Annotated in this window: 13 protein-coding genes and 1 pseudogene; 6 read left to right on the top strand and 8 right to left on the bottom strand. The window is 46.3% G+C overall.

All coding sequences use genetic code 11. From position 1 onward, the window contains the following. Together QUA99_RS20035 and QUA99_RS20030 are read right to left on the bottom strand one after the other, a co-directional pair. Nucleotides 1–474 (bottom strand): annotated as a pseudogene (locus QUA99_RS20035) (hypothetical protein); the annotation flags it as partial. Nucleotides 475–874: 400 nt separating this feature from the next. After that, nucleotides 875–1,663 (bottom strand): SDR family oxidoreductase, encoded by a 789-nt coding sequence (locus QUA99_RS20030; protein ID WP_333240001.1) that lies wholly within the window; start codon nt 1,661–1,663, stop codon nt 875–877. A gap of 95 nt (nt 1,664–1,758) precedes the next feature. On the opposite strand from QUA99_RS20030, the gene QUA99_RS20025 reads away from it, so the two are divergent. Further along, the gene (locus tag QUA99_RS20025; RefSeq protein WP_333240003.1) at nt 1,759–3,099 is read left to right on the top strand and encodes a hypothetical protein; all 1,341 of its coding nucleotides are present in this window, start codon (nt 1,759–1,761) and stop codon (nt 3,097–3,099) included. 81 nt (nt 3,100–3,180) lie between these two features. Here the strand turns inward: QUA99_RS20025 and QUA99_RS20020 are convergent, their stop codons facing one another. The 3 genes from QUA99_RS20020 to QUA99_RS20010 all read right to left on the bottom strand — a co-directional run bounded on the left by QUA99_RS20020 (nt 3,181) and on the right by QUA99_RS20010 (nt 6,662). Further along, entirely contained in the window at nt 3,181–3,417 is a 237-nt protein-coding gene (locus QUA99_RS20020) for a 2Fe-2S iron-sulfur cluster binding domain-containing protein (RefSeq protein WP_333240005.1), read from the bottom strand. A 68-nt stretch (nt 3,418–3,485) separates the two neighbouring features. Continuing rightward, entirely contained in the window at nt 3,486–4,952 is a 1,467-nt protein-coding gene (gene cobQ, locus QUA99_RS20015; protein WP_333240007.1) for a cobyric acid synthase CobQ, read from the bottom strand. A gap of 114 nt (nt 4,953–5,066) precedes the next feature. Continuing rightward, entirely contained in the window at nt 5,067–6,662 is a 1,596-nt protein-coding gene (locus tag QUA99_RS20010) for a Ycf66 family protein (protein ID WP_333240009.1), read from the bottom strand. A gap of 372 nt (nt 6,663–7,034) precedes the next feature. Between QUA99_RS20010 and QUA99_RS20005 the strand changes: the two genes are divergently transcribed. Together QUA99_RS20005 and QUA99_RS20000 are read left to right on the top strand one after the other, a co-directional pair. Then, the gene (locus QUA99_RS20005; protein WP_333240011.1) at nt 7,035–7,217 is read left to right on the top strand and encodes a hypothetical protein; all 183 of its coding nucleotides are present in this window, start codon (nt 7,035–7,037) and stop codon (nt 7,215–7,217) included. A 375-nt stretch (nt 7,218–7,592) separates the two neighbouring features. Next, the gene (locus tag QUA99_RS20000; RefSeq protein ID WP_333240014.1) at nt 7,593–8,030 is read left to right on the top strand and encodes a DUF6918 family protein; all 438 of its coding nucleotides are present in this window, start codon (nt 7,593–7,595) and stop codon (nt 8,028–8,030) included. A 120-nt stretch (nt 8,031–8,150) separates the two neighbouring features. Here the strand turns inward: QUA99_RS20000 and QUA99_RS19995 are convergent, their stop codons facing one another. The 3 genes from QUA99_RS19995 to QUA99_RS19985 all read right to left on the bottom strand — a co-directional run bounded on the left by QUA99_RS19995 (nt 8,151) and on the right by QUA99_RS19985 (nt 12,517). Beyond that, nucleotides 8,151–9,653, bottom strand: coding sequence for a HoxN/HupN/NixA family nickel/cobalt transporter (locus QUA99_RS19995; RefSeq protein WP_333240016.1), 1,503 nt, complete (start codon nt 9,651–9,653; stop codon nt 8,151–8,153). A gap of 96 nt (nt 9,654–9,749) precedes the next feature. After that, entirely contained in the window at nt 9,750–11,156 is a 1,407-nt protein-coding gene (locus tag QUA99_RS19990) for a hypothetical protein (protein ID WP_333240018.1), read from the bottom strand. A 146-nt stretch (nt 11,157–11,302) separates the two neighbouring features. Next, complete coding sequence (locus QUA99_RS19985; protein WP_333240020.1) at nt 11,303–12,517, bottom strand: DUF4331 domain-containing protein; 1,215 nt, start codon at nt 12,515–12,517, stop codon at nt 11,303–11,305. 773 nt (nt 12,518–13,290) lie between these two features. Here QUA99_RS19985 and QUA99_RS19980 point away from each other — a divergent pair. From QUA99_RS19980 to QUA99_RS19970, 3 genes are all read left to right on the top strand, one after another. After that, nucleotides 13,291–13,860 carry a sigma-70 family RNA polymerase sigma factor gene (locus QUA99_RS19980; RefSeq protein ID WP_333240022.1) on the top strand — a complete coding sequence of 190 codons (570 nt, stop codon included), beginning with the start codon at nt 13,291–13,293 and terminating at the stop codon, nt 13,858–13,860. Nucleotides 13,861–14,010: 150 nt separating this feature from the next. Further along, on the top strand, nt 14,011–14,625 hold the full coding sequence (locus QUA99_RS19975; protein WP_333240024.1) for a cupin domain-containing protein: 615 nt from the start codon (nt 14,011–14,013) through the stop codon (nt 14,623–14,625). 190 nt (nt 14,626–14,815) lie between these two features. Next, a complete protein-coding gene (locus QUA99_RS19970) occupies nt 14,816–15,289 on the top strand; it encodes a DUF732 domain-containing protein (RefSeq protein WP_333240026.1) in 474 nt (157 codons plus the stop codon). The last annotated feature ends 381 nt before the right edge of the window (nt 15,290–15,670 follow it).

The raw sequence follows: 15,670 nt of genomic DNA, 5'->3' as shown, positions 1-15,670 counted from the left end.
AGCTAAGTGTTGGCTTTTCCCAAAAGCAGCGCATTTTATCATACTTTTGTATACTTGCAAAATCGGGATGCTCCCATTGTAAGCTATACCCACACTGCCGAGGGAATCAGATTCTCCTTGGCGATATCCGATTTTCCTATAGATACTTAATGCCTGTTCGCCAGACTGCAAAGCTTCTCGAAATTGACTAATTTTATGCTGCTCAATTCCTTGTTCAAACAGTCTGTCTGCTTCTGCTTTTAGCGCAATTCTCGCTAGGAATTCGCCGAGTTCCAATGCAAAAGCTTTCAACCGATTAGCACTATTTAATTTACCTTGTTCTCTGAGATTCTCTGCCACTTCTCGCATTGCCACAACTAAGCCATCATCCAGCAATTTCCGATGATTTTTCAATATCTCCGCTTCTTCACCGGGGGGAAAATCTAGGATTTGATTTATCAGGTTGAGATAGGCTTGTTGGCGTTCTGAGTTCATGGCGATTTGGGATTTAGGATGGTTCGATCCATTTATTTATTATAGGTGAAACTCATCTGTTTGAAGCGGGTGATGGCAAGATTGTTGTAGGTGTGGCGAGAAACCGGATTTTTTGCGAGAATATCGCGCGGTGGCGAGAAACCGGGTTTTTTCCGAGAATATCGATACAGCGCCTAAAAACTGCAAAAAACCCGGTTTCTTTGGTTTTGGGTGCGGCGAATCCCCAGGGTTCGTTTGTTTGTCCGCGATTCCGCCAGGGGTTGAAACCCCTGTCTCATAGCTAAAGTCGGTTGAAACCGACTGAAGAATGGTGACAAATATTTGATTGTTTATTTAATTTGCTTTTCAGTCTTCTTGAGAGGACTTTCGCTATGAGACCGGGATAGAAACCCCGATCGAACTATTCCTCTTTCGCCCGAAACACCTTTTCTACCGACTTCACCAAAAGTTCTCGCGGCATCAATCGAGGCAGATTGGCGATGATTTGATTGGGAATTCCCCCTGTGACAACATTAGACTCATTTTTGTCTAAAGCTTTGAGAGCATCTCGCACTACTTCCGCTGCGGGAACGAGTTTTTGCCCGCTACTGGATGCCATTGATTTAGGAAATTCAGCTACTGCGAAAAAGTCCGATTCTGTCGGCCCTGGACAAAGGCACAAAACGCGAATTCCTAAATCTTTGTTTTCCGCCCAAAGTGCCTCGCTGAAACTCAAAACAAAGGCTTTAGTAGCTGCATACATCGACAAGTACGGCATCGGTTGAAAAGCTGCGATCGAACTAACATTGATGATACTTCCTGCTTTTCGCTGCCGCATTCCCTGCAAAAATAAGTGCGATAGTTCCACTAATGCTACAATATTTAGTTGCACCATGGTTACTTGTTTGTCAAGCGGGCGATCGGCAAAAGCACCGTAATCGCCAAAACCCGCATTATTTACCAACAAATCAACCGTCCAACCTTTTTTAACAACCGCGTCAAATACAGCAGTTCCAGCGGTCGGTGCGGTCAAATCTTGAACGATAATTTCGACTAAAATATTGAATTCCTCTTGCAGTGTAGCAGCTAGCTGTTGCAATTTGTCTTCGGATCGAGCTACCAAGATTAGATTGTGCTGGCGTTTCGCTAATTCGGCGGCAAAGGCTGCACCAATTCCGCCAGAAGCACCGGTGATTAAAGCAGTCGGCATGAAATTAATTCGGATATTTGATGTGGGCTTTATATATTTTAACAATTATTTACACGGGAACCTGTAAAATAATTAAAAGGGAATAGGTGAGTTTTATGGCGCGTCTTACCGATCGAGCTTTTGAAATTTTGCGGGCCGAAGTTGACAAGTGCGCGGCGGCTGATAGTCTAGCCGGTGATGTCTACCGACGGATGGTAATCAAGCGGTTGGAGAAATTACGCTTGCAAAACGGCACTTTCGCCTCAAAAGAAGAAATCCGCGATACCTTCAAAGACGAATTTCCCAACTTCAGCGAACAAGCTCTCAAAGCAGCCGTCAAAGCCAACCGCCCGCCCGGATTGTTCGGTAAAATCATCTTTGCTGGGAGTTTGCTGGGAAGTGCAGCAGGGATAATTTGGCTGCTAAATCTACCTTTTCCGATGATTCGCTGGCCCGTAGCCAAAACAATGCCGATATTGTTGCTGCCGAGTTTTATGAGTATGGATCACAATTACCGGCAGGCGATCGCCCTTGTGGAACAATCCGATCAACTGGTGAATAAAGCCACTGCTGTCGCTGATTTTGACTTGGGCGAAATTAAAGCAAAAGAGGCGCAAAAACATCTCGACGCCTTACCGGTGTGGTTCCTCGGCTATTACCCAAAGAGGTACTGCTCTTTTTTTAGCTGCAGTTGGCAGTTTACACTCGATGAATTTCAAGCCGCCCGCAAAAATGTCGGGCGGATGGAGGCTCAGATTTTCCAGCAAAAAAATGCTTTTACTCAGTTAAATCAAGTCGAACAAACGCTAAAGGCCGCGAAACAGGAGTATCAGCAAGCCAAAACTGCTGCGGATAGACAAAAAGCGACGGTAAATTGGCAAAGTGCGATCGACCAACTCAATCAAATTCCCGCCGAAACCCTCGCGGGAGAAACGGCTAAGAAAACACTCAAAGCAGCAGAAAGAGACTTTCAAGCAATGGGCGGCGTCGCCACCGGTTCTGTGCAGGCTGACAACTTAATTGAAGCTGCCAAAGAATTTGCTCTCTCCGCCGCCGTCGCCTCCCAAAAACCGCCGCATCCCGCCGCACAGTGGGAACAAATAGCACAATTGTGGCAAGAAGGAATTAACCGACTGAAATTAATTTCAGTCGATAACCCCGGCTATCTCGACGCTCAAACCAAACTCGCTGAATATCAGAAAAACTTAGGAATTGCCCAGATGAGACTGGAAGCAGAAAAAGATTCGGCAACAGCTTTGCAAGCAGCTAAAAGCTTGTTTGCCAACTTGCAAAATGATGTGAATTCTCCGAATCAAAATTCCGGTAACTCTCTGGGCCAGTTGCAACAAATTATCAATCAATTAGAATCCGTAAAACCCGGGACAACTGTTTATCCCGAATCCCAAAAATGGCTGCAATCTGCTCGCAAGAAACAGCAAGAATGGCAAAAGAATTAGCTGTTGACTGTTGACTGTTGACTGTTAACTAATGACTAATGCCAACAACTAACTGCCAACTGCCAACTGACAACTGACAAATTACCAAGTCGGGTCAACATACAGATTAATTGTCACTTGCTTTTTCCCGGAAGGGACGCCGGAAATACAAGCACAAATCGTATCTCCGCCGTCAATTTCTACTTCGCAAGCGTGACAAGAACCCATGAGACAGCCAGTAGGAATAGAAACCCCTGCACGTTTGGCTACATCAAGCAAAAGCTCTCCTGCTTCAGCTTCAACTGTCACGTTATCAGGTAAAAAACAAACTTTTGTCATTGACTTTTAACCTCAACTATAACAAACAATAGTTAACAGTTAACAGTCAACAGTCAACTGTTAACTAATTAACCTAAAATCTGCTTTATATCTAAATGCTTTTCCACTGTATCTGCTAGAGAGTCTAACAAAGCTTCTCGGTGTTCTCGGTAATTAGAAATACCTGTAGGCAATGCGCGGAGTCCTCGCTGCTGCCGCAAGTGATTTAACCAAGCTCGCCGCCAAGCTCCGTTGTCAAAGATGCCGTGCAGGTATGTACCCCAAATTGATTGAGAAGTATTGACAATGCCTAAACTAGCATCGTCAAATAACGGTTCAGTCAAATCTGACTCTAGGATTTGCGTTTTTCCTTGATGAATTTCGTAACCGGAAACAGGCAAACCCGGTTGAGGATAGTTAGATGTTACGATTCGTTGGCGGGCTATTTTGTTCGGTGCGATCGCAGTTTTCAAAGGCAGCAATCCTAATCCTGAAAATTCTCCTTTTTCTCCCTCAAGGCCTTCTTTATCGCTGATACTTTCTCCCAGCATCTGAAAGCCGCCGCAAATTCCCATGACTGTACCGCCAGCTACTAAGTAATTTTGAATAGCTTTTGCCATACCTGTTTGGCGCAGCACGTGCAAATCAGAAATTGTAGTTTTAGACCCTGGTAAAATCACGGCGTCTGGATGGCCTAAATGGTCTTTTGGGCTGACATATTTGACTGTGACGGTAGTTTCCGACTCCAGGGGATCAAAGTCGGTAAAATTAGAAATTCGGGGCAGACGGATGACCGAAATATTGATGTCGGTTTGAGAATTGGGAGAACGCCGATCGAGCAAATCGAGAGAATCTTCGGAGGGAAACACTTCGTCGATCCAAGGAATCACCCCAACAACCGGGATTCCCGTTCTTTCTTCTAGCCAAGTCAAGCCCGGATCTAAGATCGATTTTTGTCCTCGGAACTTATTAATAATGAATCCTTTAATTAAAGCCCGTTCGTCTGGATCGAGCAATTCCAAAGTACCGATAATGTGAGCGAAAGCACCGCCGCGATCGATATCAACTACTAGCAAAGTTCGAGCTTTTAAATATTTAGCTACCCGCATATTTGTTAAATCGCGGTGTTTGAGATTGATCTCAGCAGGGCTGCCGGCTCCCTCACACACAATCATGTCAAATTCTTGCTTGAGAAATTCTAAAGATTCCCGAATAGCTTGCCAGCCGATATCGAAATACTGCTCGTAATATTGAGATGCTCGCACATTGGCGATCGCCCTGCCCTTGACAATCAATTGAGAAGTCATGTCTCCTTGCGGCTTGAGCAAAATCGGATTCATTTCTACCCAAGGTGCGACGCCTGCGGCCCAAGCTTGCACTGCTTGAGCGTAGCCAATCTCTCCGCCGGCGGCTGTGACATAGGAATTCAGTGCCATATTCTGACCTTTAAACGGAGTTACCCGCCAGCCGCGCCGAGAAAAAATTCGACACAATGCTGCAACAAGTAAAGATTTCCCTGCGTGAGATGTTGTTCCCACGACCATAATTGCTTTCATAATATTAAGGGAGAAGGAAAAAGGAATAAGACAGAAGGCAGAAGGCAGAAGGCAGAAGTAAGAAGGCAGAAAGCAGAATCAAAAAATTCTGGTTTCTACCTTTTGCTTTCTTCCTCAAGATAACGGCTTATCTTCTTCCGATACCTTCTCAGACTTGGATTCAGCGGCCGGTTTAGCAGTGTCTGCTACCTCCGAAGTGGGGGGATTCGGGCGAATCAATTCCGGTTGTTCTGCCTCAGAAGATGGTTTTGTATCTGTGGATTCGACGATCGAGATCGCTGATACTGAAACCGTTTCCACCTGCACGCTCAACCCAGGTTCTCCCGGTACTTGTATCTCTACAGGCTCTGCCACTTCCACCACAGTCATTTCTAGATATACAGCAGGGGCTTCTGCTTCCGTTGCGCCTGCTGCTGCTGCTTCCGGTTCACCCACCCAGGCCTCCGGCGTTTCTTGAGCCAACGGCGCTGTCTGAGTTTCAGCGGACGCTCCGTCTAAAATTGGAGTTTCCCCTATTGTGTCAGAACTCGCGGTTTCTGCGGCCATCAACTCGGCCATTGCTTCAACATCGGTCGGAAACGCCACTCCTTGGCTGGTTTCAACAGCAGTGTTGCTGCTTTCGGCTGCAACTTCCGCAGCCGCCTCGGCTAATTCGGATTCGAGAATCTGGTCGATCGCCGGTGCAGGAGTTGCCGTTATTTTAGATTCAGGTGCGATCGATTCTGGAGTGGCTGAAGGTGTTGGTGCCGTCTGGGGAGTTGCATCAGACTTGTTTTTACCCGCACCCCGTCCCAACATACCGCCGAGACTATTTTTGATATTGCCGAACAGACTTCCGAAACCGCCGGATTTTTTAGCTGTTTTGGCAGGAGTTGAGTTTGCCTCAGAGGCTGGCGTTGGTGTCGTCGTTGGGGCTGCCGAACTCGCTGCAGACTGGGACTCTTTAGCCATCGCCCTCCACATCTCGTCAAAATCATCGTCTTCTGGCTGCTGTTTTGCTTCTGGCTGAGCCTCTGTTGGCTCCACAGTTGCTGCTGCTGGAATTTCTGAAAATTCTAGAGGTAGGGGTAAAGGAGTGAAGCTGCTGGCTAATTCTGCTGGGGTTGGTGAAGTCTCAGCAGCAGGAGTTTCGACCGAAAAGACGGGTATTTCTGCAATTGCAGGTGCGCTTCTGTCGGGAATTTTCAAGTCAGGGGCGAGCGCACTTTCGGCCGTCGGATCGATCGTTGAACTTTCGGAAATTTCAGCTATTGGGGAAGTCGCCGGCTTTTCCTCTAGCTTGACCTCGCCCTTATCCGCAGCGGGTGCTGGAACCGCATCAGTTTTCGGTTTGGGCGATCGAACAAACTTAGGTTTTTTCGCTGCGGGCTCTTTTTTCTTGCCAAACAAGCCCGCTAACGGCCCGCCCGCAGCCCCCGGCAAATTCACCGACTGAGGAATCGGCGTTTGCTCAGCAACGGGCGTCACCTGTCTGCGCAAAGTCAGAGTTTCCCAAGCAAACCAGCCCAACATAGCCACGCCCGCCATTTGACCAAGCAGCAGAGCACCGGTAATTCGGCCCGCACAAACCCATAAAATTAACGCATAAAAAAGTCCTACACCGCTCCAGGTAAAATCACTTTTGCGGTGAACTTCTGGAAAAAAGAATGCCGCCATGTAAATACTGAAGCTGCCCAGACCGACTGCCAACGCTAGAAAGTATGCAAGCATATTGTCGGTACCTCCGCTGTGTCAAATAACTTCTACGCGCTAATTCTACCTTTGAGAGAGACTCAACGGCTTCTTTCTCTGGGACAATTCTTGATTTGTAGGGAAGTTTGGCAAGGAACCAGTGTAAGGAATTTAACACGTTCAACCGATGTTGACAGTAGAAGTGCGAGGAAAGATTTCCCACTCTCCCCCACTTCCCTAGGGCCCATCACCCCCTATCCCCACACCCCCTATCCCCATCACCCCCTGCTCAGTGGTGATAGATGTCACTTAAACTATGCCCGTGCGATCGCACCAAGCGACTGAGGATGTTTATATGTTGTAGGTGTAAGAGGAATTATGCCCTAGGGCGTATGTATTGGAGACAGTGCCATGTTAGAAAAACTATTATTAGCTGCCGGCTTAACCTTATCGCTTCACATATTTCCCGGACTAAGCACTTCCGCGCCATTACCGAAAAATTTGGTATTGCAATCGAGCGATCGCCCCGCTCAAACCCTAAAAGTTCCCGTCATTGCAGCACCTGCAGACATCAAGTCGAACGTCCAATCCTAATGATACGTGCCATATAATACGTGCAAGCGCGATCGGACTTAGGCAGACCCTCTCTATAATATTTTTTTCGAGCTGTTCTCTTTTTTATGTGACCGTTCACAACTCATCAGTTTGTAGTCAGGGCTTTAGTCCTCATTAATATCACCTAATAAGGACTAAAGCCCTTACTACAAACCGCAGGCCAATAATTAGTAGCAGATAAAACATTAATTCCCATAACATACTAGACAAATCTCAACATTAGATTGTCTCATAGAGACATTCAAACCTTAAAAAACTTGGCAAACCTTGAGTAAAGGCTCAAAATAGATATATGATGTCAGATTGAGCTTAAAATTAATAAGCACATTGACTATTAAATCAAGGAAAGTGAAAATGGGACTTAGCGATATTCTCTTGAATGAAAACAACAGAGAAACTTTTGTTGATGACTGTGTAAAGTTGATAGACCAACAAGTTGCAGCAGCGCCGGGATTGGGTGGTCTTGCTCTTAAAGCTGCCTATTCTACGGTCAAGGGGATACGGGCTGACTATTGCGCCCAAGTCGTAGATCAACTTCTGCCAGAAATCTCGATCGCACTCGATCCGATGTGGACTGAAGCGAAAAACAATGGCAACCCAGTAGAATATCTGACTCAAAGAAAAGCTGAAGTAGCAGACGAATTGCTCCAAATCAGCGACAAAAGGGTCGAGAAAAGCACAAGAGCGATGGTTAAAGGCGCCTATGCCAAACTCCGCCCCTCAGCTAAGACTTACGTGGAAAACGGAGTACCGGAGTTAGCCGAAATTATTAATAAACATAGTGCGGCCTGATAAGTGAGCAACGGCTAAAAAACAGAATAGCCAGATACCCGGCTTCTTCAAGAAATCGGGTATCTAAAAGCAGGCTGATTCTTAAGTTTGCAGTTAGGAGGGAAAGTCCTAATTTTAGGCTTATCCCTTGCCAATTACCCATTGATTTGCAGCCAATATTTTCAACATCGCCTGTCCGGTAATTCCCAACCCCAAAAACATTACAAACATCGCACTAATCGCAGGCAAAAATTTGACTGCTGTTATCTGTTTTGGCAGTTTATTAAAACTACGTTTGGCATAAACCAAAATTAATCCGATCGCACTCAGCACCAAAGCCAATCCCAAACTAAACGCTACCACTAGCGTCATTCCCAAACCAACATTGCCCAAAGCCGACGCGCTCAACAGCATCACCAAAGCAGAAGGACAAGGCAACAAACCGCCGGAAATTCCCAACGCCAATAAGCTTTTCCAAGTAATCGGAGAACCGTCAGCACCGGGCGGCAAGTGCGAGTGAATCCGGCCGTCTCCGTGATGGTGGTAGTGGTGAGATATATCGGGTTTTACAGGCTTAAATTCTCGCTCCCAACTTCCTCTACTCAAAAGATTTACTGGTTCTTGACATTCCGCAGTAAAGACTTTAGTCCTGAGAAACCAGTTTTTATTAAAAACTTTACTTTTGATTTTTTTGAGAACTTCAGTCCTCACTACCAACCTTGTTTTGATTTTTTCTAAGAGTAAGTTAAGCCCGATGAAGGCTACTAATAAACCTGAGATTAAACTCAGCCAAGGATCTAATTTTTCTGGATCGATTAAGTTAGAAGCAAACAAAGTAATTCCACCCACCGCAAACACGCCCGCAGTGTGAGTAATTGTAGTGGTCGCTGCTAGAAATAAAGCGTGTATCGGAGTAGCCCGCGCACCCACTAAATAAGCGCCGACTATGGTTTTTCCGTGTCCCGGCGACATCGCGTGCACGCATCCCCAAGCAAATGCTCCCGCTATTGCTAGCAGCAAACTCCAACCTGAATCCCAGATTGATTCCTTTCCTGCTAACAAAAAGTCGCGGTTTTGCGGCGTAAACACAAAGCTTTTTACAGCACCCGCTTGCACGATCGTAGCTTGGCAGCTAGCTGTAGGAACTCCGGGCAAAAACAGATTGTAATTAATCCGAAATTTCTCTGGTTTGGAGATGGAAATTGAGTTAGGTAAACCCGGACTTTTATCTTGAGAAGGTGCGGGCCAGGTGTAGTTTAAGATTAAGGTGCTGTGGGTATTCGGCTGCTGGATTACACTGGCGCTTTTAGCTGCTATTTCTAGCGGTTTTACTGCTACGGAGCCTTGAATGCTGCTGCTGTTGGTGAGGCGGATTTGTTGGCTGAAAAACTTTTCTAGCTGTGTTTGGTGGCTGCGAACTTCAGCAGGTTGTAGCTGGCTGTCTCGATTGTCGTCGGCGAAGTTTGTCAAGCCAGTTGGGAAAGTTAATGTTATTTCGGTTTGCAAATCGTTGACTACTATTTCTGCTACGGATAAGTCTGACCAGTGCGAGTAAACTGGTCTGGTTGAGGTTGTTAGTAATAATGAAAGTGTCAGGAAGAATAGGATGAAAAAATTTAGCTGTCGGTTTAATTTGTATTGCATAAGTATATCCTTTTAAGAGTTTTATCGTTGGGTGGGGGCGGGTTTATTTAAATTGTCTATATCCCATAAAATTATTGGTGAACCCGCCCCTACGGCTCAAAATTCATAACTTCCCAAACCCAATGCTTGGCGAGATCGATCGTCAAAACTCGGGTCAATTTCCTTGGACTTTTGAAAATAAGCGCGAGATTCGGTATCCTTACCTAAAGTCCGGGCGATCGCACCAGCCCGGTAAAACATACCCGCATCCCGAATCCCCGATCGCATTATTTCGGCCATCACTCGATCGGCCTTTTGCCATTCCCCAGCGGCGGAAAGCGCCCAAGCTAAAGTATCCAGCGTCACCGCATCCCGCCGAATTTTCACCTCCTCCTGCATTAACGCCAGCGCTTCCGTTACATCCTGCGATCGACCTTTTTCCAGCAGCAAAGTTGCCAAATCCCTGCGGTGGCCAAAACCGGTAGATCCAGAAACCTGTTCCTGTCGCAGCCCAGCTTCTGCTTTGTCCCGAAGTCGCCGGGATTCGATCGCATCTCCCTGCAAATCCTTCACCCTCGCCATACCGCGATCGACAATGCGATCGAACACAGTCGCAACTCCGCCAGAATACGCCGAAACCTTGCTGTAGTAGCCTTCCGCCTCCCGATAATTGCCCTGCCGCGTCTCCAAATCCGCCAAATAAATCAGCGCCAGCGGGTATCGCGGCACCAACCGCAGCGCCTCCAAAAACAGCGCTTTCGCCTGCACAAACTGCCCGCGACGCGCGTAAAATCGACCCAAGAGCGATCGGGCCCGCGCCGAACCCGCAACCTCTCCCGGTTCCTCCGCCGCCATTGCTTGGCGGTAATCCTGCAAAACCTCAGCATCTCGGCCCTGAGACTCTCTCACTAAAGCTCTTAAAGTGAGAGAACCCAAGTTGGGAATCCGGTTAACTAAGGCTTCTGCGGCTGCATTTGCCTCGCTCACTTTACCCATCGCTAAGTGAGATGTAACTGAAAGGGCGATCGCATCTTCATTGTCAGAACCCGCCTGTTTAGCAAAGCGCAAAGCAGTAGCAAAATCGTGTCTGGCCTCGGCAATTCGAGCTAAAACTAACAGCGCACCTTTGTTGTCAAAAGGCAAATCGGCGATCGACCTTTGAGCCGCTTGTTCTGCCAATAAAAACCAACCTCCCTCCCCTGTAGCGCGAGCCATTTTCAAATAAGATCCCGCCAGCGCAGCCCGGTTCAAACCGCTGCGGGAATCAACTGCCAACCGCTGCTGGTAAAAAGCAATCTCTTGCTGAATTGCTTCCTTTTGATTCGGATTATTTCTCAAACTTTCTGAAAACTGATAGCGGTAATTAGCATCTAAATTTTCGGGACTTTTGTTAGAAACATTATCTGAAATAAAACGCAAGTTAGGAGGTAAATTTACTACTACCATCCCAACTAAAGGAACCGCTATCAGCAGCCACCACGAGAAAATATCCGATTTTATTTCCTGTTTAATTTTAGTTTTCATACATCCGCGTTAATCAGCGTTTATCTGCGGTAAAAAAATCCAATTTTTACACATAAATATCAAAGAAACCGGGTTTTTTACCAATTTTAAAGGTGGCAATGCAATATTTCGTTAAAAAACCCGGTTTCTGCCTCCAGGACTAATGACTAATTAGGCAAAGCCAAATAAGGAAAAGTCGGTTCTAAAGGTTTGTGTCCCTGAGCCGGATTTCCCGGAGTTCCGTTATATGAAACGTTATCGCCAACCGGAGAACCCACCAAAGCTCCCAGAGTGATATCAATAACGTCGTCCATCAGCATACGACCTCCGATCAAGCTTCCTTGAGCATTTGTAGCGCTAGCGTAGCCGCTGGTTTTTGTGGTATCGATCCGCATGACATCGGGCAAGAAAGCTCCGGCGATCGCATTTGGATCGACATTATCCCGACCGTCCAAAAGATCCACAGCATTCAGAGTAGCAACAGCTTCCTGCCGCACCGGAGCAGCCGCAGCGCTCAAATCCAATCTCGGAGGAATACTATTAAATGCTTCCAGGAAGTCGGGAGTAACTATCAAACCCTCATTAATTGCAGGTCTTGCCAAACGCTCGAATTGTTTGAAACCGCCAGCTCCATCGCGAATCGAAACTGTTGACCAAACATCAAAAGTATTCGCCCCAGTTCCAGCTTGCAAAAATGCTTTCGGAACGCGGACAGCAATTGTATTGACGTTGTAACCTTTAGTAAAGTCCACCGCTTGATTCGGTTGTTTAAAAGCAGTGCGGGGCCCAGTTCCCAAAGCGGCGGCGCGAACTCGGAAAAATTGTTCCACATCGAAGAAAAACGGGTCTTCCCGCAACCCGGCAAATACAGTCAAGTTAGAACCGCCCACAGGTACTGTATTTAAAACAGCATTGGAATTCAGCGGAGTTGTGGCAATTAGCCCGCCGTTAACTGTAGTCTTAGCAACAGTCTCCGAGCCGCCGCGAACAACAGTTACAGCTACCGCTTGCATACCTTGATTGTTAGGCGGACTGAAGGCAAACCGCAAGATAATATCAGAGCGTCCAGTAGGTGTAGAATTCACGTCACCTACCTGCGTGATGTGAAATTGGTAGAGGGCTGTAGTGCTGAAATAATATTGATAGCGGGCGACAGACCTGGGATTTGAATTCATGGTAAATACTAAATCCCCGTCCGCAGCACCGGAGTTTTGGTCTTTTTCGCGATATACGTACAGGTCAGTTAAATTTACAGCGCGACCTTTGATATCTACTTCGCCGTCGTCGTGGTCAGAAGCGACAATTATCCCTGGAGTTAATAGAGCAATTAGAGCTACTTCAATAGCTAGTATGGTTCGGCGAATTTTTTTTGTGAGCTTCACAGTTAGCACCTTTATTTCAATGAAATTTTTGCACAAATCCATGGTAAATAACCCGCATTCGCGGGTTTTACTTTTGTAGCAACAGGTTGAAATCTGTCAACCTGTCGCGCTTTTGCGCTGTTGCTGAGCCTTCTCCTATTGGTGGTATACGAAGGTTTGGCAATTTTGGATCTGTGCTGCCAGACTAATTTATGTAAAAAAGAGGGTAATTAAGGATTTACTCGTTCCCGGACTATGCTTGGGAATGACTGCTCGGAGACACGGCTTCCCTCAATCCAATGGAGCCAGATCATCGCTTATATGGGTTCCCAGGCTCTTGTTGGGAGCGAGCAGACAGAGATTGGGAACGAGTGAAGGGCGCTGTTTTGACCGAAAGCATCCAGGATACAAGCCCACGGATGAATCCGTGGAGAAATAAAAAACGTGTATCCGATGAAACTTGCGCCCCGAATTTATCTGTGGGGTCAATGCTTCAACTCTAAAATCTAAAATCTAAAATCTAAAATCTAAAATCGATTGACTGTTCAGTATCCGGGCATTTCTTCGTTCTGCATAAAGCGGATTGCTAAGTCTCAAAAAAATTACTAATCAGGTGGTAAAATTCAAGATAACTTGGGATTTGAAAAATTCAAAGCACGATAAAATTAGCCGGAAAAGGCATACTCCCGCTTGTACCCCCAACTTCAAACTTACAATTATGTTCTGTAGTGATATACGCCGAATTGTTAATTTTGGATCTGTGCCGTCAAAACAAAAATTTTCGGTACACTGAAATGACAGGCCAGAAGTCAGGCGATGAATCGCTGCTTTTAGTGCAGATTGCCCGGAAAGACCAAACGGCATTAGCTAAACTTTACGATCGCTACGGTCGCCCAAGTTACGCTCTCGCTTACAAAATCCTGGGTTCGGTAGAAGAAGCTGAAGAAGTTGTACTCGATGTTTTTTCCCAAATTTGGCAAAAAGCAGCAACTTACGATCCTTCTCGCAGTCGAGCAGATACCTGGTTGTTCATGCTGACCCGCAGTCGTTCCCTCGATCGGCTCCGAGCGATGCAGCGAACAGTCCGGGCTGCTGAAGCTTGTCTGGAAGATGCTAAAGTACCCATTTCTAGCGTTGCAGAACCGATGGAAGATGCAATTTTTAAAGAACGCAGCGAACAAGTCAAAGCAGCGTTAGAAAAACTGCCAAAGGAACAGCAAGAGGCGATCGAACTCGCCTACTACCAAGGGCTGACTTGCGCGGCAATATCAGCTAAAACTGGTATCCCGACAGGTACAATCAAAACCAGAATTCGGTTGGGTATTTCCAAATTGCGTCAAGCTTTGAGCGAACAATTTTTTTAGATTGTCAAAAAACAAAATTTAAGTTGTTTAACATCAATCTAAAATTATGGCATCTCCAATCATCCATCTTGAGTGCGAGGGCAGCAGACAAATCTGAAATTTAAAATCAACCTAGGCTGAATTAAAATTAATCGCGGAAAACAGATGGAAATGATGCCAGACGAGGAATATAACATCCTTGCAGCCCTTCAAGCTCTCGATATCCTCGACGAGTCAGAACGCGGCGCATTTGCAGAGAAATTGAAAGAATCCGCAGAACTTACAAGTGAATTAGCGGCTTTTGAATCAACAATTGCCGCGATCGCCTACACAGCCCCCCCAGTTCCCGTCGCCCCCGACCTCAAAAACCGCCTGTTCCAGCGCATAGCCGAAGTGCCGCCAACTCCGGCAGAATCAGTCAATTTAAAGCCCATTGTTACCTCCTCAACGGAGAACAATGCTCCATCTTTAATCGTGCGATCGCACGATGTCAAATGGAAATCTTATGGAGTTCCGGGAGTCTCGTTTGGCAAGCTTTATATTGACAAAAAAAAGCGCGAAATTACCTGCTTGATGCGACTAGAACCGGGAGCAACATTTCCCCTGCACCGACACGCTGCCTCGGAGGAAGTGTTTGTTTTAGAAGGAGACTTAATTGTAGAAGGGGAAAGTTGCCATCAAGGCGACTACATTCGCTCTCTTCCCGGTTCCATACATTCTTCCCTGACACAACGGGGATGTGTGCTGTTAATGAAAACTTCCATAGACAACGAAATGCTCGTCTGATATTATGTGGGTTGAATGGCCGACAGCTTGGAGGGCGGGTTTATGTAGATTTTTAGTTAGAATGATAGATTGTTGGTGAAACCCGCCCCTACAATTATTTCGGTTAATTTACCGGACACGCTCTGACTCAATAACACGGCTTTTATCCGCATTCTGCGGTTAAAAATTCCAGCTATATCACGTAATTCCAATGCTAAAATACTCGCGTTTAACTGCTGTTTTGTCCGCCATTATTATACAATTTGTACCGAGCGAAAAAAGCGCGATCGCCCAAGAACGCGAAGGATGTTTTCTTGTCAATTCAGCGGGAGAAGTAATTAACTTAAATTTGTTGTGTTCGCCTCAAGAATCAGACATTAAGCTGACAGGCAACGATGGGAAATTTCTGGAAGACTACAAACGCTTAGCAAAAAGCTACTCTCCCGAAGCCACGGACAATTTACTGCAAGCAATTCAAAGGGCCCCCGGTCAAAAAATTGCGGCCGCTAAAAGAATGTGTGCGGAAGCAAAATCGGGAGTTTCTCTGCCGGAAGTTAAATTAAGAGCGATCGGGCAAGCTGCGAGTATCGACAATCCAACTGTCAAAGAAAGTTTTCTCGCCGATGCCGATATTATTACCACCCTTGCAGCCAACCATTATTGCCCGGAATTAGCCAGTAAGTAATATCATGAAATCTGTAGGGACACGGTAAGGCATATTAGTGTCAACTTAAGCTTTTAGTCCGCCAGTCCTCCCGCTCACCCGACAGTCCGCCAGGGAATGAATTCCCTGTCTCAGAGCAAAAGTCCTCTCAAAGAGGACTGAAGAACTCATTAGTCCTCATAGCGAGGAATTTCGCTTTGAGGCTCTTGTTGAAACGAGAGGCGGACTCAGGGTTGAACGTTAAGTTCGCCTTGGGTAAGGCAGTATCTCAGTTTTGATTTTACAGGAGTGCTTGGGGGACGTTCGCACTCCTAAAAAACGCTTTTTACAAAACTGAGATTCTCCCACGGTAACGCTGCGTCTCTACTTGCAGTTACAATATTAATTGTCCTCTTGTCGCGC

The sequence above is a fragment of the Microcoleus sp. F10-B2 genome (assembly GCF_036704965.1).
GTDB lineage: Bacteria > Cyanobacteriota > Cyanobacteriia > Cyanobacteriales > Microcoleaceae > Microcoleus.
Note: the sequence above shows the minus strand (reverse complement) of the source record. Positions and strands in the feature narration are given on the sequence as shown.